At 69.6% G+C, this 24,868-nt stretch carries 16 protein-coding genes and 3 pseudogenes; 8 read left to right on the top strand and 11 right to left on the bottom strand.

Going from position 1 to position 24,868, the window contains the following annotated elements; all coding sequences use genetic code 11:
* The first annotated feature begins 14 nt into the window (after positions 1–14).
* From OG413_RS28740 to OG413_RS28725, 3 genes and pseudogenes are all read left to right on the top strand, one after another.
* Positions 15–2,870: a glycoside hydrolase N-terminal domain-containing protein gene (locus tag OG413_RS28740; RefSeq protein ID WP_323137929.1), complete on the top strand. Its 2,856-nt coding sequence runs from the start codon at positions 15–17 to the stop codon at positions 2,868–2,870.
* Between the two features lie 304 nt (positions 2,871–3,174).
* Entirely contained in the window at positions 3,175–5,334 is a 2,160-nt protein-coding gene (locus OG413_RS28730; protein ID WP_266810733.1) for an Ig-like domain-containing protein, read from the top strand.
* A gap of 528 nt (positions 5,335–5,862) precedes the next feature.
* Positions 5,863–6,516, top strand: a pseudogene (locus tag OG413_RS28725) (PP2C family protein-serine/threonine phosphatase); the annotation flags it as partial.
* A 431-nt stretch (positions 6,517–6,947) separates the two neighbouring features.
* Here the strand turns inward: OG413_RS28725 and vph are convergent.
* Positions 6,948–7,829 carry a viomycin phosphotransferase gene (vph, locus tag OG413_RS28720; RefSeq protein ID WP_266810731.1) on the bottom strand — a complete coding sequence of 294 codons (882 nt, stop codon included), beginning with the start codon at positions 7,827–7,829 and terminating at the stop codon, positions 6,948–6,950.
* A gap of 285 nt (positions 7,830–8,114) precedes the next feature.
* Positions 8,115–8,765, bottom strand: coding sequence for a TetR/AcrR family transcriptional regulator (locus tag OG413_RS28715; RefSeq protein WP_266810729.1), 651 nt, complete (start codon positions 8,763–8,765; stop codon positions 8,115–8,117).
* A 117-nt stretch (positions 8,766–8,882) separates the two neighbouring features.
* Here OG413_RS28715 and OG413_RS28710 point away from each other — a divergent pair, with 117 nt between their 5' ends.
* A complete protein-coding gene (locus OG413_RS28710; RefSeq protein ID WP_266810727.1) occupies positions 8,883–9,578 on the top strand; it encodes a hypothetical protein in 696 nt (231 codons plus the stop codon).
* 819 nt (positions 9,579–10,397) lie between these two features.
* Here the strand turns inward: OG413_RS28710 and OG413_RS28705 are convergent.
* The 4 genes from OG413_RS28705 to OG413_RS28690 all read right to left on the bottom strand — a co-directional run bounded on the left by OG413_RS28705 (position 10,398) and on the right by OG413_RS28690 (position 14,245).
* A complete protein-coding gene (locus OG413_RS28705; protein WP_266810725.1) occupies positions 10,398–11,060 on the bottom strand; it encodes a response regulator transcription factor in 663 nt (220 codons plus the stop codon).
* Positions 11,057–12,331 (bottom strand): sensor histidine kinase, encoded by a 1,275-nt coding sequence (locus tag OG413_RS28700; RefSeq protein WP_266810723.1) that lies wholly within the window; start codon positions 12,329–12,331, stop codon positions 11,057–11,059. Before OG413_RS28700 ends, OG413_RS28705 begins: the two co-directional genes overlap by 4 nt.
* A 148-nt stretch (positions 12,332–12,479) precedes the next feature.
* Positions 12,480–13,304 (bottom strand): ABC transporter permease subunit, encoded by an 825-nt coding sequence (locus OG413_RS28695; RefSeq protein WP_266810721.1) that lies wholly within the window; start codon positions 13,302–13,304, stop codon positions 12,480–12,482.
* Complete coding sequence (locus OG413_RS28690) at positions 13,301–14,245, bottom strand: ATP-binding cassette domain-containing protein (RefSeq protein WP_266810719.1); 945 nt, start codon at positions 14,243–14,245, stop codon at positions 13,301–13,303. Before OG413_RS28690 ends, OG413_RS28695 begins: the two co-directional genes overlap by 4 nt.
* Before the next feature lie 359 nt (positions 14,246–14,604).
* Between OG413_RS28690 and OG413_RS28685 the strand changes: the two genes are divergently transcribed.
* The gene (locus OG413_RS28685) at positions 14,605–15,840 is read left to right on the top strand and encodes an alpha/beta hydrolase (protein ID WP_266810717.1); all 1,236 of its coding nucleotides are present in this window, start codon (positions 14,605–14,607) and stop codon (positions 15,838–15,840) included.
* Between the two features lie 381 nt (positions 15,841–16,221).
* Here the strand turns inward: OG413_RS28685 and OG413_RS28680 are convergent, their stop codons facing one another.
* Positions 16,222–16,359, bottom strand: coding sequence for a hypothetical protein (locus OG413_RS28680; RefSeq protein WP_266810715.1), 138 nt, complete (start codon positions 16,357–16,359; stop codon positions 16,222–16,224).
* A gap of 207 nt (positions 16,360–16,566) precedes the next feature.
* Here OG413_RS28680 and OG413_RS28675 point away from each other — a divergent pair, with 207 nt between their 5' ends.
* Complete coding sequence (locus OG413_RS28675) at positions 16,567–17,709, top strand: serine hydrolase (RefSeq protein WP_266810714.1); 1,143 nt, start codon at positions 16,567–16,569, stop codon at positions 17,707–17,709.
* Here the strand turns inward: OG413_RS28675 and OG413_RS28670 are convergent.
* Positions 17,697–17,780, bottom strand: a pseudogene (locus OG413_RS28670) (AAA family ATPase); the annotation flags it as partial. The gene OG413_RS28675 and the pseudogene OG413_RS28670 overlap by 13 nt on opposite strands.
* Before the next feature lie 402 nt (positions 17,781–18,182).
* Here OG413_RS28670 and OG413_RS28665 point away from each other — a divergent pair.
* Positions 18,183–19,162 (top strand): annotated as a pseudogene (locus OG413_RS28665) (sensor histidine kinase); the annotation flags it as partial.
* 907 nt (positions 19,163–20,069) lie between these two features.
* Positions 20,070–21,470, top strand: a complete 1,401-nt coding sequence (locus OG413_RS28660) for an MFS transporter (RefSeq protein WP_323137928.1) — start codon at positions 20,070–20,072, stop codon at positions 21,468–21,470.
* Positions 21,471–21,731: 261 nt separating this feature from the next.
* Here OG413_RS28660 and OG413_RS28655 read toward each other — a convergent pair whose 3' ends face one another.
* From OG413_RS28655 to OG413_RS28645, 3 genes are all read right to left on the bottom strand, one after another.
* Positions 21,732–23,009: an MFS transporter gene (locus OG413_RS28655; RefSeq protein WP_266810711.1), complete on the bottom strand. Its 1,278-nt coding sequence runs from the start codon at positions 23,007–23,009 to the stop codon at positions 21,732–21,734.
* A gap of 81 nt (positions 23,010–23,090) precedes the next feature.
* On the bottom strand, positions 23,091–23,621 hold the full coding sequence (locus tag OG413_RS28650) for a carboxymuconolactone decarboxylase family protein (RefSeq protein WP_266810709.1): 531 nt from the start codon (positions 23,619–23,621) through the stop codon (positions 23,091–23,093).
* Between the two features lie 109 nt (positions 23,622–23,730).
* Positions 23,731–24,561, bottom strand: a complete 831-nt coding sequence (locus OG413_RS28645; protein ID WP_266810707.1) for a hypothetical protein — start codon at positions 24,559–24,561, stop codon at positions 23,731–23,733.
* Positions 24,562–24,868 lie beyond the last annotated feature (307 nt).

Here is a 24,868-nt window from a genome sequence, read left to right as displayed (position 1 = left end):
AGGAGCCGCAGTCCATGTCCCGTCATACACACGCCCAGCCTCCCGCCCAGGACGAGGCCGGTATGTCCCGTCGTGGCGTACTGCGCGCGACGGCATCGATGACGGCGCTGGCCGCGCTGTCGTCACTGCCCGAATTCACCACGAACGCTGCCGCGGTGGCACGCCCGAAAACGCTGTCGCTGGTGCCGGAGAGCGACGCGGTGACGCTCCGGTACGCCAAGCCCGGCGCCGAGAACCGGATCGTCGAGGAAGGACTGCCGATCGGGAACGGCCGGCTGGGGGCTCTCGTCACCGGCGATCCCTCCCGTGACGCGATGGTCCTGGCGGACGCGACACTGTGGACCGGGCATGCCAACGCCGCGCTCCAGGCGGACGGGCAGTTCCCTTACGGCACGGGCGACTTCGGTACGTTCGGGACGCTGGCCAGGGCCGTACTGGAGATCCCGGCCCACGCATCCGGAGCGGTCACCGACTACCGCCGCACACTGGACATGAGCAATGGCCTGGTGACCGCGTCCTACCGGACGGGGGGCGTGACGTACCGCCGTGAGGTCTTCTCCAGCCATCCCGACGATGTCATCGTGGTGCGGCTGTCGCAGAGTGGCGGTGGCTCCTGCACGGGGTCCATGACCCTGTCCGGGACCCGGGGCGAGACCGTGTCGGTGAACGCGGGCGCCGCGGAGGCGTCGTTCTCGGCGGAGCTGCCGAACGCTCTGAAGTACGCCACGGTGGTGAAGGCTGCCGGACAGGGCGGCACCGTCTCGGCGTCCGGTACCAAGGTGACGTTCACGGATTGCACCGAGGTGGTGCTGATCATCTCGGGCGGCACCAACTACAAGGCCGACGCGTCCGTCGCGTACAAGGACATCTCCCTCGTGCCCCTGGACGTGGCCCGCACCAAGGCGTCGCGGGCGACGGCGGCCGCCGGAACGGCGTTGCTGGCCACGCACGTATCCGACTTCCAGCGGCTCCAGCAGAGCATGACGCTGAACCTGGGTACGTCCTCCGCCGCGCAGCGGGCGATGGACACGCCCGCCCGGCTGGCAGCACGGGCGGCGAGCGGATCCGCACCCGACCCGGAACTGGAGGCGTCCTACCTGCAGTACGGCCGCTATCTGACGATCTGCGGCTCCCGCGGCAGCCTCCCCACCAACCTCCAGGGGCTCTGGATCGACACCAACGCTCCGGCCTGGATGAGCGACTACCACAGCGACATCAACGTCCAGATGAACTACTGGCTGCCCGACCGTGCGGGCCTGCCCGAGTGCTTCGACGCGTTCACCGACTACTGCGTCGCTCAGCTGCCCGGCTGGCAGGCCACCACCAAGGACCTCTTCCAGGACTCCCGCAACCGGTTCCGCAACACCTCCGGCAAGGTGGCCGGCTGGACCCTGGGGATCTCCACGAACATCTGGGGCGGCAACGGCTGGTGGTGGCACCCGGCCGGCAACGCATGGATGTGCAACTCCCTGTACGAGCACTTCGAGTACACCCAGGACACAGCTCACCTGGCCAGGATCTACCCCTTGCTCAAGGGTGCCTGTGAGTTCTGGGAGTCGCGGCTGCTCATCATGACCGTGCCCGACCCCGCGACCGGTGGAACGAAGCAGGTCCTGGTCGACGACCACGACTGGTCACCGGAACACGGGCCGCAGGACGCACGCGGCATCACTTACGCGCAGGAGCTGGTCTGGCAACTGTTCCAGAACTACCGGGCCGCCGCCGCGGCACTCGGCAAGGACGCCGCCTACGCCGCCACCGTCTCCGGTCTCCAGGGCAGGCTCTACCTGCCCGAGGTCAGCTCCACCAGTGGTTGGCTGGAGGAGTGGATGAGCAACGACAACCTCGGTGAGACGACCCATCGCCACCTGTCGCCGCTCATCGGCCTCTTCCCCGGCGACCGCATCGACCTCGGACACTCGCCCGCGGAGCTCGTCGCGGGAGTGACGAAGCTGCTCGAAGCCCGCGGCATGGCCAGCTTCGGCTGGGCCAGCGCCTGGCGGGCCGGCTGCTGGGCGAAACTGAGGCACGCGGACAAGGCGTACGAGCTTGTCCTGGACGTACTGAAGCCGTCGGTGAACTTCAGCAATGGCAGCGCGATCAACATGTTCGACATGTACAGCTTCGGCAGCAGTTCCGTCTTCCAGATCGACGCCAATTACGGCACATCCGTGGCGATGATCCAGATGCTGGTGCAGTCCCGGCCCGGACAGGTGGAGCTGCTTCCGGCTCTGCCCCGCGCGTGGGCCGCTGCCGGGTCCGTCACCGGAATCGGGGTACGCGGGGGCTTCGCACTCGACATGCGGTGGAAGGACGGGCAGGTCACCGGCGCGACGCTGCGGGGGGCGGCGGGCAGGTCCACCAATATCGTCTTCGGGGACTGGAGCAGTCACGTCACGATCCCCGCCGCCGGATTCGTGGCCATCACACCGCCCGCTCAGCACGCCGTCTCCCAGCTGGTCAACCGTAGGACAGGCAAGGCGGTCGACGTTCCGGGTGCCTCCACCGGCAATGGTGCCGGGCTGATCCAGTACACGCCGAGCGCGGCCGTGAACCAGCAGTTCCGGTTCGTCCCCGTCGGGGGAGGGCACTACGAGATCTACACCACCCACGGCAGCACACCCCTGGTCTGGTCCGTCCGGGGCGGCACCTCGGACGTCGGCGCCAAGATCGTTCAGTGGACGCCGGAACACAGCACCAGCCAGCAGTGGAAGATCGCCGACGCGGGCGACGGCTACATCACCGTCACCTGCGCGCGCAGTGGCCGGGTCCTCGGGATCGCCGGCGACTCCGATGCCGACGGCGCGACGGTCGAGCAGCAGGCGGCCAACGGTGGCACGGGCCAGCAGTGGCGGCGCGTCGGCAGGTGAGCCGCGGGTGAGGCAGGTGGTGCCGCTTCCGGCCGTGCCGTCGTACTGCCGTGCGGGAAAATCCCTCATGCCGAATGTGATGCCCGTGATCTCCGACAGACCGCAGGAGGAATCAGTGCAACTCCCATGTGCGCGACGGAACATCGATGCTCCGCCGACACCCGTCGGCATCGGGGCATCTCCGACTCGGAAGGGCGGCCGTATCAGGCTGTGGGCGGCGTTGCTCGTCGGCGCCGCGGTCGCCTCGCTGGTAGCGCCCGTGCCCGCCGCGACGGCGACAGAGACCGCCGAGACGGTTGTCGATGTGACGACGTTCGGTGCCGACCCCACGGGCGAGAAGGACAGCGCCGCGGCCGTTGCGAAGGCCATGCGCCAGGCCAGGACCGTCAAGGGGCCGGTACGGGTGCTGTTCCCGCACGGTACGTATCAGATCTACCCCGAGCAGGCGGAGGTGCGGGAGCTCTACCTGTCCAACACGGTCGGTGCGGACCAGAATTACCGGGACAAGCGGATCGGGATCCTGGTCGAGGACATGAGCGACGTCACCATCGACGGCGGCGCGTCGCATCTCCAGTTCCATGGGCTGATGACCACGTTCGCTGCCATTCGCTCCCGGAACGTCACCGTCCAGAACTTCAGCTTCGACGTCACCGCGCCCAAGGTCGTCGACGCGTCCGTCAGCGGGACGGGCGTGGCCGACGGCCGCGGGTACCGGGTGCTGAGCATCCCGCCGGGCAACCCGTTCTCGGTCGCCGGCAACCAGGTGACCTGGCTCGGCGAGAAGAGCCCGGCCGCCGGCCGGCCGTACTGGTCGGGCGTCGACGGCATGCGCTACACGCAGGTCCACGACCCGGCGGCGAAGCGCACCTGGCGCGGCTCCAACCCGCTGTTCACCGACGTGGCCTCGATGGCCGACCTGGGCGGCAACAAGCTCCGCATCGAGTACACGAACGGAACGGCCCCCACCGACCGCGGCCTCGTCTACCAGATGCGCGAGGACACCCGGGACACCGCATCGGCGTTCTTCTGGGAGTCGAAGGACGTGACCGTCCGGGGCCTGCGAGCCCGCTATCTGCACGGGTTCGGGTTCCTCGGGCAGATGAGCGAGAACATCACCATCGACGACAACGAGTTCCGCACCGACCCCGCTTCCGGACGCAGCACGGTCGGCTTCGCCGACTTCGTCCAGATGTCCGGCGTCAAGGGCACCGTACGCGTCACCAACAATCTGTTCGACGGTGCGCACGACGACGCGATCAACATCCACGGCACCTACGTCGAAGTGACGGGGCGGCCCGCGCCGAACACGCTCACACTCACCTACCAGCACGCCCAGACCGCCGGCTTCCCGCAGTTCCACCCGGGCGACAAGGCCGAGATCGTGGCCAAGCGGACCATGGCGGCCGTCCCCGGAGCCCCGCCCGAGGTCGTATCGGTCGAGGGCCCTTCGGGGCAGGACCACGGCAAGCCCCTCACCACCATGACGGTCACCTTCGACCGGGCCATCCCGTCCTCGGTGACCGCAGGAGACTTCGTGGTGGAGAACACCACGTACACACCGGCCGTCGTCATCAGCGGCAACACCTTCCGGAACATCCCCACCCGTGGCGTGCTGGTCACCACCCGGCAACCGGTCGTCATACAGGACAACGTGTTCGACGGCAATCAGATGTCCAGCGTCTTCATCTCGTCCGACGCCTACCAGTGGTACGAGTCCGGTCCCGTCCGCGACGTCCTGATCAGGAACAACAGGTTCCTGCGCCCCGCGAGCCCGGTGATCTTCGTCGAACCCACCAACCAGGCCGTCGACGCGGCGACCCCGGTGCACCGCAACATCCGCATCGAGGACAACGAGTTCAGGGCCGGTGACGTTCGGCTCCTTGAGGTCAAGAGCGCGAGCGTAGTCACCTTCGAGCGGAATGATGTCTTCCGACTCGGCCGCGACACGGCCGTCACCGCTCAGGCCAAGAACACCTGCCCGGCACCGGGCGCCACCACGGAGGTGCGCGCGGTCCCTTCCGCCGCGCCGTACTCCACCGCGCTGTTCTCCTATCGCGGGTCCTCCGGGGTCCTGATCAAGGACAACAACTTCGACAACGGACTGAACCTCCGCGCCGACCTCAACTCCACCGACGCGGCCCAGGTCAGCACCGACGAGGTGACCAAGAACGGCACAGACAACATCCTGCCGCTCGTGCCGTCCGCCACCTTCGTCAGCAGCGATCCGAACGTCGCCGCAGTCGACGGGGACGGCAAGGTCACCGCCAAGGCGGCCGGCACCGTCGCCATCACTCCCATCATGAGCAGCCAACTCGGCGACGTCCGTGGCACACCGGTCACGCTCAGGGTCGGGGCGGACACCACCTCCGCCGACTGCGCCACGGCGCCCAACACCGCCGCGTGGACCGTCATCCGCGACCGGGCCGCCGACCGCTCGGACGGTGCGCTCACGCTCACCCCGTGACAACTCCTCAAGCCCCGTCGTGAATCTGGCAGCCACGACGGGGCCGTCCCCGCTCCGGGACACACAGCGGTGCCGGCTGTTCCTCCGGCGTATCGGTCAGGCGAACCTGGCCGATACAGCGCCATCGACGGCCCAGTCCGCACCGGTGACGAAGCCCGCGGCGTCGGACAGGAGGAACCTGCGGGTGTCGGACGGGAGGAACCCGCGGGTGTCGGACAGGAGGAACCCGCGGCGTCGGACGGGAGGAACGTGACCACGGAAGCGATGTGGTCGGAGGTGCCGAGGCGGCCGAGGACGTGTGTGGCCAGCGCGGTCCCGGCGGACGTCCGGCTGCTCCGGGTCGAAGTACCCGGTCAATAGGTCGGTCTCGATGTGACCGGGGCTGACGGCGTGGACCCGGGCCCCCGCGGCCCGACCTCCAGGGCCTTGCCGCGTGACAGGCACACGGGCCCGGCCTTGGCCGAGGCGTAGGGAAACATGCCGGGGCGGGTCATCGTGGCGTGCGGACGCCGCATTCGGATGGCCGGCGGCCGGGCCGTCCTCACGGCCGAGCTTTCCGCCTCCGACGGCTGGATCGCCCGGGACCCGCCAGGGCCCGCGCAGTCCAGGGCTATGGCATCGACTCCCTGGTCTCCGCACCGCTGCGGGCACGTGGTGCGGTGCTGGGCAGCGTCGACTTCTGGCGCAAGGGCAGGGACCCGTCGAGCCCGAGGAGCTGTCCGTCGCCGAGGAGTTGGCAGCCCGAGCGGGTGTGGCCATCGACAACGCGCGCCGTTTCACCCGCCAGCACGCCATGGCGGTCAGCCTTCAGCGCGGTCTGCTGCCTCGCCTCCTGCCCACGCCCTCAGCCCTGGAGGTGGCCCATCGCTACCTCCCGGCTCAGCCGGGAGCGGGTGGGACTGGTACGACGTCATCCCGCTGCCCGGAGCCCGGGTCGCGCTGGTGGTCGGCGATGCTGTCGGCCACGGCCTGCACGCAGCCGCCACCATGGGACGGTTGCGTACTGCCGTGCACGACTTCTCCGCCTTTGACCTGTCCCCGGACGAACTCCTCGCCCGCCTCGACGACCTCGTCAGCCACCTCGACACGGAGGGGGACAGCGACGTCGAAGTCTCCGGCGCCAGCTGTCTCTACGCCGTCCACGCCATCTACGACCCGGTCACCGGGCGCTGCGCACTGGCCGGGGCCGGTCGGCGGCGAGGCCATCGGAGTAGGGAGGCGCACGCGCGGTACGGCCACTTTTCCGCGCGTAACTGACCCACCGTCGTGGCTCACACCGACGACGGCGAGAGCCACACCCGGGGTGAGCCGGTCGCGGCGGCTCTTCCCCGGCTACGCCACTCCGCGCCTCGTCTGCGACGTGCCGTACGTCGACAAAAGAGGTGGCACGCCAAGCAGTCGAGTACGCCCAGGATCGAGGCAATCACCACTGGACGGAGAGCTACCGCAGCCCGGTCGAATCCGACGACCTGATGCGCCGGCCCGGCGCTATTCCTTCTACGAACCGCTGTTCATACTGCCCGAGAACGGGTGGCGCCGTTGGGAGAAGAGGAGTACGGCGCATGAGCGCCACGGAGTCCACCCAGCGCTCCCGGCTCCCGGGGGAGCCCGGCCTACCGGTAACCGGTGAGGCCGTCCGCCAGCTCTTCCTCGTCGCCGTCGCGCTGCGCGGAGAAGGCTTGCTGGAGGGCGAAGGTGCCACGGATAGCGGCGATCCGCCCGGCCATCTCGGTGCCGGCCCAGCCGCCGAGCGTGAGCACCCGGCCCAGCAGTTCCTCGCCGTAGCTGGCCCCGACCGCGGCCAGATCCTCGGCCGGGTCGCCGACCGTGACCTCGTCCCAGTCGACGACACCGCTCAGGCGAGGCACACCGCCCGAGGTCTCCCACAGCACGTTCTCGCCGCCGGGGTCGCCGTGGACCACGGCGGCGGTGAGGCGGGGGAGCGCGTCGAGCGCGGTGAGTTCGCGCTCGGCGCGCTCCCGCCCGCTGTCGGACATCAGCGGGAACAGCTCGGCGCGCACCCCTGCCCCGAACTCCTGCCATTCCCCCTCGGGGGCCAACGGCAGCACGGCACGCACTTTCTCGTCGTTGGCCGCGGCGGCGAGCCCGGACAGGAGGGTGGCGTACTGCGTTGCCACTGCCTCGGCCACCTCGGGGCTGTCGAATGCGTCGTCCTTCAACGGGGCTCCGGGGATTCGGCTCAGTACCAGGTACGGCGGTTCGTCGGTAGCCCGGCAGCCGGACTCGGAAAGCGGCCGCGGAGTGCGGAAGCCGAGGTCGAGCCCGGCGAGGGCGCGCAGTACGGCTGCCCGCGCGGGCAGCCGTACTGCGGCCGCTTCGGTGCGGGCGAAACACACCACCCGGTCCGAGCCGATCACCACTTGGTGGAACTGCCCCTGGTGGACGGCGAGTTCATCCAGTCTGTCGCCGGGCAGCCGTCGGCTCAGCACATCGTGGTGTGTCTCGATGATTCCCATGGTGGGTGAACTCTCCACTTCTCAGGCTTTCGTAAGCTCTCAACAGATGTACGGTGAAGTGCGGAATCATCTGCAGCAGGGATACCCCGCCTCACGTCGCCTGGCAGGCTGGGCGATCGCGGACCACATGCGCACCGAGTTCAAACGAGAAACGCTCCAGGGCCGAAAGCACGGGTGCGACGGTGTGGTGTGGTGACGGACCGGCTGGTCCGTACGCTGCAGGCCCCGGTGGCCCGTTCCCAGCCGCCTTTCCGGGCCGGCGGCACGCCCTCGGGAACGTAGCGTCCGGTCGCTTCGGCGGCCTCAGTTGCGAGCGGTGCGGCGACGGTCGGGAGTCATGAGGTAAGCGATCGCCATGTCGCTGAGTTCGTCCGCGTACCGGCGTTGGGAGGCCGCGCCCGTAGCGGGGTCGGGGCGTACGGAGTTGTGGAAGCAGGCCCCGAGGATGGCGCGGGCCACGGTGTCCAGCGCCGTCTGCGCGTTGGAGCGCCGGATCTGGTCGGCGTAGGGGGCTGCCGCTTGGAGCAGGAGGCGGTGGATCTCGGTGATGGTGCGGGCCCCGCGGTCCAGGGCACGCGTTCCCCGCACCCGCATCAGTTCGGGAAAGAGCTTGCTGCTGTCGGCGAAGGACTGCAGCAGCGCGTTCGCGTAGGCGTCCATGACGCCGGAGAGCGACGGTTCGGCTGCGCGCAGTCGCTCGGCCACGTACTCCTCGCGCCGCTCCAGCATCCGCTCCGTCAGGGCGGTGATGAGCTGTTCCTTGTCTTCGAATCGGCGGTAGATCGTGCCGACCGAGACACCGGCGCGTTGAGCGACGCCGGTGATCGTCATCTCTTCCAGACCGGACGAGGAGGCGATTTCCTCGGCCGCCCGCAGTACGCGAGCCAGTGTCGCGGCGCTGCGTGCCTGCCGGGGTTCCCGGTAGGGCGCGGGACGGTCTGGCTCCTCGGTCATGTCCCGCATGGTATCCGCGGCGGTCTCAGCAGGTCTCTTTGACAAGTGCTGCACTCCCATGGGTAACCTCATGATGCGAATGTGAATTCACATTCGCATTCTACTGGAGGTTCGACCATGACCGACAGCCAGACTTCCCCGCCCGTGACCGTCACGCTTGAGTCAGGGCCCACCGGAGCCGGGAGCATCGACGACTTCGAGCTGTTCTACGCCCGCCGCGCCCTGGACCGCCTCAGGACGCGATTGGGACGTCAGGGCCTCCTCGACCTCCTGGCGGCGGACATCGAGGAAGGCAACGCCTTCCTGCGCGAGAGCGCTCGCGCCTCCGACGGCAGCTTCAAGGCAGGCACGACCGTGCTCGCGACGCAGGGCCTCACCTCCGGCACGTTTCTGGCCTGGATGGACGAAGCGTTCGCGGGCGACGAGAGCGCACTTCTCGCGGCGCACCCCGAGCACTACGTGATGGGTACCGATGCCATCGGAGCGCGTGTGGTGGAGAACATCGGCCCCCACGTCTGCTCCTTCTACATGGGCGGCTGGGGAACGGACGCGCTGGCCTGGGCCGCGGACGCGGACGCGCTTCTCCCGGAGTCCGAGTTTCCGCGCAAGATGTCCTCGAACCTGTTCCTGGCCGACGGCACGGTCGTCGGGCGGGCGCTGATCCAGTTCGGTGACACCGCTGACGGCTTCACCGCAAACCTGACGGTCTACCTGCCCACCACGTGCCCGGACGACGTCCTGGAACATCATCTTCGGCACTACGCCGTCGAGTTCAGGAACTGGATCATCGCCGCAGCGGCAGCCCGCGCCTGAGGATCACGGCCGGACGTCGGGCCTCAGAGCCCACCGGGGCCGCATCGGCCCGATGTCCGGCTCGCAGGCCGCGCGGCAGCCGACGGCATCAGGGCGATACGGAGCACCCGCTCCGGCGTACGCGGCTCGGGCGCGCAGCGCGGTCCGGCCTTGTGCACCACCCCGGCCCAGGAGGACGCTCCGCTGCTCAGAGCCGTCGCCCGCCGCAGCGATGCCGCTCCGGGGGCCGGCCCGACCTGGACGAAATCCGGCTACCGCAAGGCGGTCTCACCCTAGGCGCGCGCGAACCTCCCCAGTCGCCTTCGAAGCGGGCGACGGCGCCGATCACACCTACCGCCCGCCCTCACCACTGCCACGATTGCGCGCGCGGAGAGGCGGGAAAGACAGCCGCGCCGGGCGCCGTACGCCGACCCGAAACCTGGGCCTCTGGGCACCGTTTCCCAGGTCGGCGGCCTGGCCGCGGGAGGGCCTGCGCTCGTCGAAGATGTCATCGAGGTGCCAGAATGCGCGGTCACCGATCCATCCGACGAAGTCGCCCGCCAAGGCGGGGGTACGAGGCGGTTGTTCCCAGCAGACCGGGGCTCGCGGCGGCAGAACAGTGTCCGGCTCTTGGTCCCACGCTGTGGAGCGCCGCCGGCCGGGGCACGTCGGCGATGGCGGTGAGCGCATGTCCCAGTCGGCTGCCAGGTCCTCCTTGGGGCACGGCAGCTTGCCTCGTACTCGTACAAGAGCAGGGCGAGGCGGTTGCGGGCGGTGCTCGCCCGCCGGACGGCAGCATCGGAGAGCCGGCCGCCGGTGATGCGACGCCCGTGAGCGTTCTCATGCCGGGCGGATGAGGCGGGTCTCATAGCCGAAGACGACGGCCTGTACCCGGTCGCGTAGTTCCAGCTTCGTCAGGATCCGATTCAGGTGTGTTTTCACGGTGGCCTCCGCGAGATGCAGAGCGGCGGCGATCTCGGTGTTCGACAGGCCGCGGGCCACCTCGACGAGTACCTCGCGTTCGCGTGCTGTGAGCCGTTCCAGACGCTCGTCCTCCACCTGCTCACGGTCCACGGGGAGTTGGTGGGCGAAGTTCTCCAGCAGGCGACGGGTGATGCGTGGGGAGATCGCCGCGTCGCCCGCGGCGACATTTCGGATGGCCGCGAGGAGTTCCTCGGGCAGGGCGTTCTTCAGGAGGAAGCCCGACGCCCCGGCCCTGAGTCCGGCGAAGGCGTATGCATCGAGGTCGAAGGTGGTGAGAATGAGGACCCGGGTCTGTGGGCAGTCCCGGATGATCCGACCGGTCGCCTCGATGCCGTCGCTACCGGGCATCCGGACGTCCATCAGGACGACGTCGGGGCGGAGCAGCCGGGCGAGTCGTACGGCTTCGGTGCCGTTCCCGGCTTCGCCGACCGGCTCCATGTCCGGCTGTGCCTCCAGGACCATGGTGAACGCCATGCGCAGCAGCGGTTCGTCGTCGGCGAGCAGGATACGGATCGTCACGCGGCACCGGTCCTGGCTGTCCCGGCTGCCCCGGCTATCTCGACTGTCCCTGTTGTCCCAGCTGTGCTCAGGTCGAGGTGGGCCGAGACCCGCCAGCCGCCGCCCGGGAGCGGTCCCGCCCGCAGAGTTCCGCCGTAGGCGGCCGTGCGCTCACGCATGCCGGGGATTCCGTGCCCGCGCGGCGGGTCGGGATCCAGCGCGGCGCGGCCGTGGCCGTCGTCGGTGACGTCGATGGCGATGGTCCCGGCGGAGCAGCGCACCCGCACCTCGGCGCGGGTGCCGGGAGGGGCGTGCTTGAGGGTGTTGGTCAAGGCTTCCTGTACCAGTCGGTAGACGGTGAGCTGTGCGGCGGTGGGGACGTGGGAGGGATCGCCTGCCAGACGGAGGCGGGTCGGCAACCCGGCGGTGCGCACCTGGTCGAGGAGGGACTGCAGTTGGGCGATGCCGGGTATCGGGTGACGAAGTGCGTCCGGTTCGTCGGCACGCAGGATCCCGAGGAATCGTCGCATCTCGGTGAGGGATTGGCGCCCGCTGTCGGCGACCTGCCGCATGGCGGTGGTCGTCCTGTCGGGGGTGCGGTACTGGGCGAAGACGGCGGCATCGGCGAGAGCGATCATCACGGACAGGTTGTGGCTGACGATGTCGTGCATGTCGCGGGCGATACGGGCCCGTTCCTCGGCCACCGCGAGCTGAGCCCGTTGGTCGCGCTCACGTTCCAGACGTACCGCCCGGTCCTCCACGGACGCGAGGTAGGCACGCCTGGTGCGCATGTTCGTGCCGATGACCGCGGCTGCGGTGGCCATGGCGGTCAGGCTCACGGCCGCCCCGAGAAATCTCCCCTCGGTCGACCAGCGCACCGATGCCATCAGGACCCCCGCTTCGGAGACGGCACCGGCCAGCAGCAACAGCGGGCGGCCGGCGTGTGCGGCCACCGTGTAGAGAGCGATCAGCAGCGCGATGTCGGCCGGTAGCTGGACATCGACGAGCCACTGGGCGAAGGCCGCCACGGCCACCGCGGCGAACACCGTCAGGGGTGCCCGACGCCGCCACATCAGGGGCAGGAGCAAGGCCGCCTGAATGACGAGGAGCCAGGGGCGGTCGTGCAGGTCGATGCGGACGGCGAAGGCGGTGAGGACGAAGAGCGCGGTCACCAGAGTCGCGTCCACCGCCACCGGTGGCAGCTGCGCACGCGCTCGCAGCAGCCGGGCGCGCCCGGTCAGGGTGCGCCACGGCCGCCCGACCGGTGTGGCGGCGGGCCCAGTCGCCGTCATCGGCTGCTCGGCACGGCCCGGCCTGCGGGCAGCGCCCCGGCAGCAGGCACCCAGGCCGACTCGCTCCGGCGTCCCGCCCGTCGGGAGACGACGACCTCGCCCGTCCCACCTCGCTGGTTGCGGAATCCGACCGTATCCACACCGACCACTACGCGTCCCGCCGTTTCAGTACCACCGCGGCTCCGCCGAGCGCCACAGCCGCGTACAGGCAGAACACCGTGAAGCCGGTCCATGGCGCCAAGGTATTCGGATCCGACTGGAGGACGGCGAGCGCGTGTCCGGCGTTGCTCGGCAGGTACGGGCCGATCCGGTCGGCCCAGGAGGAGGGGAGGGCCCTGACGAGCTCCGGCAGGACCAGCAGCAGACCGAAGACGGCAGTGATGCCGCCCGCCGTGTTACGGGTCAGTGTGCCGACAGCGACGCTGAGCAGTCCCACAACGGTCAGGTACAGACCGGTACCGAGTACGGCGCGAGTGACACCCGGGTCGCTCAACGAGGCACCGGCTCCCGTGGAGGACATCAGGGCCTGACCCGCCAGGAACGCCGTCAGGGACATGGCGGTCATCAGCCCCCAGGTCACCGCCGCGTACACGGTGGCCTTCGCCCACAGGACCGGAAGCCGTCGCGGCACCGCCGAGAAGGTCGCATGGATCATGCCGGTCGAGTACTCGCCACTGACCACGAGCACACCCATGACGCCGACCGCCAGCTGCGCCAGGAAGAACCCGATCAGGCTCAGTGCCGTCGGGTTGACGGACGCCCGCTCGGCCGCGCCCATATCCGACCAGTGGGAGGCGGTGACGGCCGAGAACAGCGGGCCCATCCCGGTCATCACCACGGCGGCGGCGAGCAGCGTGAAGAACGTCGAGCGCAGCGTCCGGAGTTTGACCCACTCAGAGTGCAGCACCCGCGTCCGGGTGAGGTGGCCGCGCCCGGCGGCGGCGGAGAACTGAGGCATCGTATCGGTGGTCACGCCGCACGTCCTTCGGTGCCGGAACCGGCCGGAAGCCGGTCCGGGGTCTGGTACTCGACGGCATCCCGCGTCAGCTCCATGAACGCCTCCTCCAGCGATGCCTGGCGAGGCGTCAGCTCAGCGAGCGCGATCTGGTGGTCGGCGGCGATCCGGCCGATCCGGTCGCTGCTCAGGCCGGTGACTTCCAACACGCCCCGGTCGGCCGACGTCACGGTGATATCCGGCCCGGTCAGCGCCGCACACAGCCGCTCCGCCTCGTCGCTGCGTACGAGCACCGAATTACGGGCGGCGCGCCGCGTGAACTCCCCGACCGAGGTGTCGGCGATCAGCCGACCGCGCCCGATCACGATGAGGTGCTCGGCGGTCACCGCCATCTCGCTCATCAGATGCGAGGAGACCAGCACCGTGCGCCCTTCGGCGGCCAGATCCTTGAGCAGACTGCGGATCCACAGCACGCCTTCGGGATCGAGCCCGTTCACCGGCTCGTCCAGGACGACGGTGGCCGGGTCACCGAGCAGAGCGGCGGCGATACCGAGCCGCTGGCCCATGCCCAGTGAGAAGCCGCCGGCCCGCTTCCCGGCCACCTTCCGCAGACCGACGATGTCGATCACCTCGTCCACCCGGCCGCGGGGGATGCCCGTGGTGACAGCCAGCGACAGCAGATGATTGAAGGCGGATCGGCCGGTATGGATCGAACGGGCCTCCAGCATCGCACCGACCTCATGCAGCGGTGCTCGGTGCGCGGCGTAGTGCTTTCCGTTGACCACGACCCGGCCGGCCGTCGGGGCGTCCAGTCCCAGGATCATCCGCATCGTGGTGGACTTCCCGGCGCCGTTCGGCCCGAGGAATCCGGTGACAACACCGGGCCGGACGACAAAGCTGAGATCCATGACGGCGGTCTTGTCCCCATAGCGTTTGGTGAGCCCGTGGGCTTCGATCATCGGATGTCCTTGTCGGGCTCGCAGTGGCGTCAACTGACCACCACGCTAGTTTTCCGGCCCGGCGCGGCACATGAACCCACGGGTTGAAACCGACCGCCGAAGATCCGCATCCCCGGGTGGATACCTCTCCACCCGCGGGTGTAGACGTCGGCGCACCGAGCGCCTCCGCCGGACCCGTCACCGGTGCGCGCCGGTCGTCACCAAGGGACGGCGGGAGGGCGGGCACAGAGGTCCGACCTGGGGAAACGGCCTGGGGAAACGCGGTTCACCAGGGCCGGGACGGGGGTGTACGGGCGGGGCGCCAGGACGCGACCGGCGGTTGACTCGCTGGACCGGCCACGGCATCTAGTGTCCGGGACATGCCCAGATTCTCCGCAACCCCGACCGTTGCCCTGCTCACGCTGACCCTCGCGCTGCCGACCGCCGTGGCGCGGCCCGCCGCCGCGGCTCCGACCCCGACGCACGCGTCCGTCATCCCTTCCGCCACCTCTTCCATCGCCGCGTCCGTCGCCCCTTCCGTCCGAAGTGACACGGACATCCGCACATCGCTGTCGCGCCCCACCGGCCCGTACGCGGTCGGCCGCGACGCCCTCCACCTCGTCGACCATGCCCGCCGGGACCCGTGGGTGCCGGATACGGCTCGCGAGCTGATGGTCGGCATGTTCTATCCCGCTTTCCCCGGCACCGGTACGCCGAAGCCGTACGCCACGGTGCGGGAGGCCCGGCTGTTCCTGAAGAGCTACGGGCTGGAAGACGTCTTCCCCGCCGAGACCTTGAGCGCCACGACCACCAGCGGCCGCGTCGGCGCTCGGCCCGCCCGAGGCCGGTATCCCCTGGTGGTGCTCTCCCCGGGGTTCGGTGTCTCGCGCTTCACCCTCACCGGCCTCGCCGAGGAACTCGCCAGCCGCGGATACGTGGTCGCCGCAGTGGACCACGCGTACGAGTCCGTCGGCACCGCCTTCCCCGGTGGCCGGATGCTGACCTGCGTCGCGTGCGCGAATGCCCGGAGCGAGCAGGACATGGAGGCTCTCACCGCCGGCCGGGGCAAGGACGTCTCCTTCCTCCTGGACCGGCTCACCGGGCCGCGTCCGGCCTGGCGTCACGCCGGACTGATCGACCTGAACCGGATCGGCATGGCCGGTCACTCGGTCGGCGGCGCGAGCGCGGCGGCAGCCATGGCGGGCGACCGCCGTATCTGGGCGGGCGTCAACATCGACGGCGCCTTCCACGCCGCCGTGCCCGCCGACGGACTCGGCGGCAGGCCGTTCATGATGCTCGGCACGGACGACGGAACGCACCGTCCCGGCGGTACGGACACGAGCTGGGACCAGGCGTGGGACCGGCTGGATGGCTGGAAGCGCTGGCTCACCGTCGCCGGGGCGACGCACTACAGCTTCACCGACATCCCCCTCTTTCTGGATGAACTCGGCCTGTCCGGCACGCAGTCACCGCTGGTCCTCCCCGGCAGCCGCTCGCTGGACATCAGCCGTGCGTACGTCGGGGCCTTCTTCGGCGCGCAGCTGAAGCACACCCCCCAGCCGTTGCTGGACGGCCCGACGCCGACCGAACCGGAAGTCGTCTTCAACAACCCGTAAGCGGATTTCGGAGCGACGTCACGGCCACGGCACCGTGCCCGCAGCTACGGCCACGGTGCCGTGCACGGCCGCGGGCCGAACGAAGAAGTGGCTGGGTTGCGCACCGCCAGAACATGCTTCTGTCCTCCGTGACATGGTGCCGCAGGGCCAACGGATCCTGACGGTGCGGGGGCCGCGTCCTTGAGACGGTCCAGAGCACCCGGCTCGGCGCCGCAGCCGACGGGCTGACACCCGATCGGCGCCCACGCCTGCTCGCGTTGATCCGTCGGCTGTCCGGCCTGGGGCTGTTCATCGCGCGGTACGTCGGCTTCGGGCTGGTTGCCGCGGCCTGGTCGGACGGGGACACCGGGGAGGTCCGGCTCGTTGCCCGCTTGCCCGCCGTTACGGCTTGGCCGGCCGGGTCGGGGCGTCGGATCCGGTGGGTGAAGAACAGTGCGACGAGGCGGAGAGCGCGAGGATGGCGAGTGCGGCGTGCAGGCCGTCGTGGTTCCGGTGGTGTTCGTCTCGATGCTGGGGCACGGCCTCTGGGTGGCCGAGTACGCCTCGAATCCGCAGCCGTTCACTTTCCCGCGAGCGGCCGTCGGGAGCCAGGATTCCGACGCATCGAGGCCCGTCGCGGAAACGAGGCTGAAAACCTCTCAACCACCCCAAGAGAAGCAACTGTCGCGCATCGATGTGCGTCCTGTTTCCCGATCGAGCTGATCACCGGCCCACTTGGGGGAAGACATGCTTGTACGCACGACACTGGTGGCCGCCATGGCCGCCGCTCTGACAGCGACCCTGGCGGCACCGTCGCTCGCGGCGGCGGACAGCCACGCGGACGACCACTCCGCGACGAGAACCGCCGTCCGGGCGGCGGTGACGGCCGGCGTCCCCGGCGTCACGGCGACCGCACGGGACGGACACGACACCTGGTCGACGTCGGCCGGCGTGGGCAACCTCCGTACCGGCAGCCCACGTTCGGCCGACGACCGCTACCGGGTCGGCAGCATCACCAAGACGTTCGTCGCCACCGTCATGCTCCAGCTGGAGGCGGAGGGACGCCTGTCGCTCGACGACACGGTGGACACATGGCTGCCGGACCTGGTCCGGGGCCACGGCCACGACGGCCGGCGCATCACCCTCCGCCAGCTTCTCAACCACACCAGCGGCATCTACGAATACCTGGCGGACCCGACGTTCAGCCGCACGTACTTCCTGGCCGACGGCTTCTTCCGGCACCGCTACGACACCCATACGCCGGGCCAGCTGGTGGCGATCGCGATGGCCTACGAGCCGGTCTTCGCGCCGGGAACGTCGTGGAGCTACTCCAACACCAACTACGTGATCGCCGGGATGGTGATCGAGAAGGCGACCGGGCACGCTTTCGGCGAGGAGATCGGCCGGCGCATCATCAAGCCCCTGCGCCTGAAGGCGACCTCGGTGCCGGGCACGAGCCCGACGGTCCCGTCCCCGAGCAGCAGGGCGTACTCGAAGCTGGCGGAGACGACGGAGGGCCGTACGTACGACGTAACGTACCTGAACCCGTCGATCGCCTCGTCCGCCGGGGAGATGATCTCCAGTTCCGCCGACCTGAACCGCTTCACCTCGGCTCTCCTGAGGGGGGAACTGCTGCCGCCGAAGCAGCTCAAGGAGATGAAGACGACGGTGAAGGTGGACGGATTTCCGAACGCGTCCTACGGACTCGGACTGATGGACCGCACCCTCTCCTGCGGTGTCCACGTCTGGGGCCACGACGGCGGAATCCACGGCTCCTCGTCCTCGGCCACGACAACGGCCGACGGCCGCCACACCCTCTCCGTGAACTTCAACGGAGACTGGACGGGTGACATGGACAGCGTGGTCGAGGCGGAGTACTGCGGGAACTGACCTGCCTTGATCCGCCTCTCCGAGGGGCGCCGGGCCCGGTCGTCGCACTCGGCCATCAGCAGCTCGGCGAGGAGGTGCGGGACGGGTCGGCCCCGGACTTCGTCGCCCACGGCTCTATGGGTTTCGCTGCTCCGGCGGTGCAGATGGGAGAGGGCGCTGGCGAGGGGTGACCGTCGGTCCGTGTCCTGGGCGGCACCGTCACTGTCTCCGGTGCCGCCTTCCGGGTGCCGGGCCCGGGGCGGCCCGGGAGCGGGACGACGGGTCTGACGGGTGGTCCGGGCCGGTGCGGGAAGGGCCGCGGCGAACTCGTTGTCCGGCGGCCGACAGCAGTCTGACGTAGCGGCGGCAACGGGTGCCGCACCGGTCGCCGCAGTAGACGCGCCGGCCCCCGGCACGGGTCCGCTCGGCGAAGTTGGGGCAGCCGGGGCTCGGGGAGGGGGTTTGTGGCTGGTCGTTCACGGACACCCGCCCCCGGCCTGCCCCTGCACCCGGTGGAGGAGACGGTTCACCGCCTCGAAGTGGTCGAAGCCGTGCTGTTCGGAGCAGCCCTCCTGGTCACCGGCACCGCTGGGGCCGTGTGGGTACGGATCTCGCTGTGCCCTCTCCAACGAGTGACCGCCAGGGCGGCGGAGGTCGCCGGACTACCGCTCGCCAGCGGCGAGATCGCCATGCCCGGACCGCTCCCGGACACAGATCCGCACACCGAGGTCGGTCAGGTCGGCGCCGCCCTCAATCATATGCTCGGCCACGTCGAGGACGCCCTCTCATCCGTCGCCAGGCCAGTGAGGAACGACTCCGCCACTTCGCCGCCGATGCCAGCCACGAACTACGCACCCCCGTTGCCAACATCCGGGGGCACGCCGAACTCGCCCTGCGCGACCGCGGTCCCATGCCCGGCGCGGTCCGCCACGCCCTGGAACGCATCGGGGGCGAATCACAGCGCATGACACGCCTCGTCGACGACCTGCTTCTGCTCGCCCGACTGGACGCCGGACGCCCCCTCGAACACCAGCCGGTCGACCTGACCCTGCTGATCCCGAACACGACGGACGACGCACGTGCCGCCGCCCCCGGTCACCGTTGGTTCCTCGAACTCCCCGAGGAGCCGATCACCGTCACCGGCGACACCCGCCGACTCCAGCAGGCCATCGGCAACCTCCTCGCCAACGCCCGTACCCACACCCCGTCCGGCACCAACGTGACCATCACCCTCGCCGCCGATCAGACCGGTGTGGCCTTGGAGGTGAGCGACAACGGACCCGGCATCCCCGAAGACCTCCAACCCGAAGTGTTCGGCCGCTTCGTCCGCGCCGACCACGCCCGCTCCCGCAGCACAGGGAGCACCGGTCTGGGCCTCTCCATCGTCCAGGCCGTCATTACCGCCCACGGGGGAACCGTCACCGTCGTCAGCAGCCCCGGACACACCACCTTCCGCCTCACATTTCCCAGCTGACATCGCCCAGACAGGCCACAGCACCGATGCCTTGGCCCCTGCGCAGCCGTTCAGATCCTTCATCCGCAAGGTCGCCTCGCGCTGCAACTTCGACTGCGACTACCGCTATGTCTATCGGCACGCAGACCAGTCGTGGCGGTCGCAGCCGACGCGTATGTCTTTGGAGATCGCTGCTCAGCCGCCCAGCTCGGTCGCCGGATCAACGAGTACGCCTGCGAGGCGGCCTGGAACAGGTGGACCTCACTCTCCATGGAGGCGAGCAGCTGCCGCTGGGGTGGACCATCTCCGGGCGCTCTGTGAGGCGGTGACCCGGACGGCATCGGACGTCAGGGTCCGCTGGAGCGGCAGACCAACGGCACCGCGTAGTCCGAGGAAGTTCTGGACCGCCGGGAGTGGGATGTCTCCTCCGGCCTGAGCGTGGACGGGCCGCGTGCGGTCGGGGAGCCCCCGGCTACCCGCGTGCTGCCAGGACTTCTTCCGGCAGCGCAACAACTGGAACGACGACAACACCTACTTCGCGGCGCTGCGCAACACCCGGGGCAGGCCGTCACCCCTGTGCGACCCCTACCATCCAGTACACGCTGTACGGCCTGGTCCCGTACCTGCCCTGCTCCGCTGTCTGTCCCGCCACCATGAAGTTCGCCGACCCGGCAGTCACGGACTCCACGCTACGAGGGAAACGTCGTGGGGGATGTCTCAGCAAGGGGCGTACAGGGCGGCTCTGCCCGTCACGTCAGGGCGCCCCGTATCGCAGATGATACCCCAGGGGGGTATGCTGGGCTGTGATCGGGAATCGGTCATCGCGTGGCTGACCACGAGAAGAGGCCACGCCGCACCGCCTGACCGGACACGCCACCGGTGAGTTCGGTCAAGCCGTGCCAGGGCGATACCGGTGCGGTAGCCGTCGATGATCCCTTCGATCCTCCGGCGGCGTCTGCCGGTGGTCAGCCATGCCCCGCCGTCGGCGGAAGCAGCGGTGCGCACCGTCGCCACCGCTCGTCCGGCGCAGGCCGCAACCGATCCGAACCCATCCAGTGGCCCGGCCCCGCGCCCGGCCAATCCCTTGGGAGAAACGCCCTCCATGCGCACACATGCCCGCACCGCAGATCGTCGGGGGTTCGGCCTCGCCATCGGCGGGATCATCCTGACGATGGCCTCTGCCAGCGCACCGTCCCTCTTCTACCCCCAGCTCGCTGAACAGCTGAGCTTGCCCCCGGTCGCGACGACCGCCGTGTTCGCGGTCTACGCCTTCACCATGCTCGCGACACTGCTGTTCATGGGGCCGCTGTCGGACACCAGGGGGCGGCGTCCGGTGGTCACCGTCGGCGCTCTGCTGCTCGCGGCGAGCCTGGTCCTCTTCCGGCGCTCCGGAAGCCTCGCCCTGCTGCTGGTCGCCCGCTCACTCCAAGGTGTCGCCGCCGGCCTGCTCATACCCGCTCTCTCGGCGGTCGCGGTCGACTTCGAACCTCCGCACCGGCCGGGACGTGCCGCGCTGTGGAACACCATCGCCCCCATGATGGGCCTCGGGGCCGGTGCCATGACGGCGGCGCTCCTCCTCGACGCCACGGCGAACCCGATGGGGGCGGTGTTCGGAACGCTTACGGGCCTGTCCCTCCTGACCGCAGTGCTCGTGTGGCTCGTTCCGGAGAGCTCGGGGAAGAAGCCCGCCTCCGCCGCACCGGTGCGCCCGCGGTTCCGTGCCTCGCCTCGTCTGCGCGGCGTGCTCCTCGTGGCCGCGCCCGCCATCGTCGCGGGCTCGGCGACCAACGGACTGTTCCTCGCGCTGGGTGCCGGGCTCGTCAAGAGCGAGTTCGGCGCCGTCACGCACACGCAGGCGGGCACCGTCATCCTCACGCTGGCCGTCTCCGGCATCCTCGCCTCCCAGCTCGTCGCCCGCCGCTCCTCGCGTGTCATCACCGTCTACGGAACGTCCGCGCTGGCCATTGGTACGGTGCTGAGTCTGGCCGCCCTCGCCGCCCACTCGTTCTCCGCGTATCTCGCGACCGTGGTCATCGTCGGTTCCGGCTTCGGGACATCGTTCATGGGGGCCCTGCGCACACTCATGCCGCACACCGTTCCCGCCGAGCGGGCGGCCGTCATGGGCGTGATCTACAGCATCTCCTACCTCGCGCTCGGAGTGCCTACCATCGTCGCCGGACTTCTCGTCCCCGTCCTGACGGTGCAAGGCGCCATGGCGGTTCTCGGCGTCGCCATCGCCGTCCTCAGCGTCGTGGCCACGATCGCCCGGCTCCGCCTGCGCTCCGAAGAGCCCGTCAGGGAGCCTTCGACCGCCGCACGGCAGCCATGAGACATCTCTCCCCGAGGTGCTCGCCGCGACTGGGTCGACTCTGTCGAAGACCGCGGGGTTTCGCCGCCCGGTACCCGCACGACGGGCGAACGGGACCACTCCCGGCCCGGCTCGCGATGGTGAACGTGCTGTCCGGCTTCCGGTACCGGCTCACCCAACACGGCTTCCCTGGCGTTCTGTTCGGTCCCGTAAGAGAAGGCCATGGCCTTCTCTTATGTCTGGCCAGGAGCCTGTGTGTGGGACGCAATCCGTCAGAGCGTTTTACGCGGCCTTCGACAGGGTGGACCTGTCCGTCCGGTGCGCGGGACGGACGGGCTTCGCGGGTCCGGTCACGGCTCGTCGTCCGTCGTGGCGTGGCCACAGGAGGAGGGCGCCGATGGCGCCCGCCCCGGCGAGGGACGCGAGGACGGACCAGGCGAGAGTGAAACCGGCGTTCGTGCCGAGCCATCCCGCGATGGGGTAGGTGATCAGCCAGGCCAGGTGCGACAGGGAGAACTGGGCTGCGAAGGCCCCGGGGATCGCGTTCGGTGCGACGGAGGCGCGCACGACGTTGCCCGTCGGTGTGATGATCAGCGCCATGCCGATGCCGATCACGGTCCAGACGATCGCCGTACCGGTCCATGTGGTCAGGCCGGCCGCGATGAGAGCCACCGCGGCGATCGTGCCGCCGACGAGGACTCCGGCGCCGCTCACCATGACGGTGCGGGCGCTGATCCGGTCGAGTACGCGGGGCAGCACGAGGGCGGCCAGGAGGGTTCCGCCGCCGGAGGCGGCGAGCATCCATGAGACGTCCGACTGCGAGCCACCGAGTTCGTCACGGACGTAATTGACGGTGTTGACGACGACGATCGATCCTGCCGCCGCGACCACGAGATTGAGCGCCATGACGCCGCGCAGCCGCGGAGTCCTGAGGAATGTCCTGATTCCCGCTGCCGCCTTGTCCCATGCCCGGGTGTGGCCACTACTGGGACGGGCGTCGGGGATGCGCGTCGACAGGACGAGCAGGCCGGAGAGGAGGAATCCGGCGGAGGTGCCCAGGAACAGCCAGTTGAAGCTGATGAATGCCAGGGCGACCGCTGTCAGTACGGGGCTGAGCAGGCTCTCCATGGTGGAGGCGACCTGGGAGGCGGACAGAGCACGCGTGTAGTCGGACTCATCGGTGACGATGTCGGGGATGACGGCCTGGAACGTCGGGGTGAACGCCGCGGACGCGGCTTGGAGCAGGCCGATCAGGACATAGATCTGCCAGACCTCGGTGACGAACGGCAGGGCCAGGACCACTGCGGCGCGCACCACATCGAGGAGGACCAGGAGGATTCTTCTGGAGAAGCGGTCGACGTACGCGGCGGTGAGAGGAGCTATGACCACGTACATGACCATCTTGATGGTGAGGGCGGTGCCGAGGACCATCCCGGCGCGCGGGCCGGCGAGATCGTAGGCGAGCAGTCCGAGGGCCACGGTTGTCAGCCCGGTACCGAACAGGGCGATGATCTGCGCGCTGAACAGGCGGCGGTAGTCGCGGATGGCGAACAGACGCATGGCGTGTTCCTTTCAGGTCCATGCGGCGGGGCACGGCCTCGGGTCGGAGGCCGTGCCCCGCAGAGGGAGGCGGGGATGTCTCTACGCATCGGTGCCGCTCTCCGGTGTGAGGCCGGCGAGCAGGTTGAAGGCGCCGGTGAGGATGTTGAGTGCGACGACGCCGACGACGTCGGCTATCGCGCGTTCGCTGTAGCCGTGCTCGCGCAACGCGATGACCTGCTCGTCGGTGATCGACGTCGGCTCGCGGTAGACCTGGAGGGCGAGGGTGATGATCGCCGCGATCGCGGGATCGGCCGAGGTGCCCGCGCGGGCACGCTCGATCTCTTCCTCGTCCACTCCCATCGCGCGGGCAGCGCTGACATGCGCGTCGAGACAGAGCCCACAGCCCTGCTGGACCTGGATGGCGATCGAGATCCGTTCGCTGATCCTGCGGTTGAGCTTGGCTCGTCCCATGGCCCGGCTGAGCTGCAGATAGCCGCCCAGAACGGCGGGCGAGTGCGCCATCGTGGAGACCATGTCACCGATCTGGCCGTGGCGTGAGACCAGCTCGGCGAGGAGGTCGCTCGAAGCGCCGACCGCTGTATCGGGCGTGAGTCGGGTCAGGCGGGGCATGACGGTCCTTCCGACCTGGAGGATGTACAGGGGGCGGCGGGGCGCTCGACTCGGCGAGCGCCCCGCCGCCGCGCCGCATGGCGGCGACTGGCCAGTGACGTTTCTGCGGTCAGTGGTGTGCGTGGTTGCCGGGGTGGTGGCCCGTGTGCTCGGGTGCCGCGTCCGAGTGGGGGGTGGTGGCGGTGGTCCGCACCGTGAACTCGGCGGTCCGGACGACGTCGTCGTGCTGGAAGTCCAGGTAGAGGCGGTAGGTGCCGCCCGACGGCGCGGCGGCCATGAAGGTGATCTCGGGCCCCGGCTCGGTGGTGCCGTCACCGGGCTCGCCATCCGGGTGGACGTGGAGGTAGCCCAGGTCGCCGACCCGCAGTGCCACCAAGTGCCCGTACGCGCCCAGGTAGGGCCGCAGGTCGGTGACAGGCCGCCCGTTCCGGCTGACGGTGAGCGTCAGGTCGCTCGCCGCACCGGGCGCGAGTTCGCCGTCAAGGGTGACGGTGTACTCGTCTACGTGAGCGATGCGGGTGTCCTCGGAAAGCGGTTGCGGGTCGTACTGCCCGGCGACCGAGGCATCGATTCCCAGCGTCATGGTCGCGTCGTGGCCGGCCGGGTGGATGTCGGCGAAGAACCTCCAGTCTCCCGGCTTCAGGGTCAGTTCGATGCTCCAGGTGCCCTTCTCGTCCATCACCGGGTGCACGTGCTGGAACCCGGTCGTGTCGCGCCGGACGGCGATGAAGTGCAGTTGCTTCTCGTGCTCGGGCGTGAACTCGGTCACCGGCGCCCCGTCGGGACCGGTCACCCGGAAGGTGACCGTCTGCACCCCGGTGGAAAGGATCGTCGAGTCGAGGTCGAGGGTGTACCCGCTCTCGGAGACCGACAGCCCGCCGGGACGGGCTCCGCCGTGGCCGCCGTGGCTGGTCATGTCGTGGCCGGAATTGTTCTTCATCGTGTCTCCACCTGTGTGATGCGTGCTGTGTGATGCGTCTTCTGGCGTTGTCCGTATTCGGTACACCCGCCACAACGACATACCCCCAGGGGGTATTCCCGTAAGGGGTTTCTCGACGGGTAGCGTGTCGTCATGGGGCCCTGCGCCAGGTGTGGCGCCGCACCGCGTGGCACACGGATCCGAGGCCGCTGGGCTGGGCTGGGCCGGTGGCGGTGCCGCGGTGCGCGGCGTGAACGTGTCAGTGCGTCTGCCGACGGGCAGCAGGCACCTCGAAGTGACCGGCCGACACGCGGGTGCACGCGTCCGT

This window comes from Streptomyces sp. NBC_01433, from assembly GCF_026340105.1.
In the GTDB taxonomy this organism is placed as follows: Bacteria; Actinomycetota; Actinomycetes; order Streptomycetales; family Streptomycetaceae; genus Streptomyces.
Note: the sequence above shows the minus strand (reverse complement) of the source record. Positions and strands in the feature narration are given on the sequence as shown.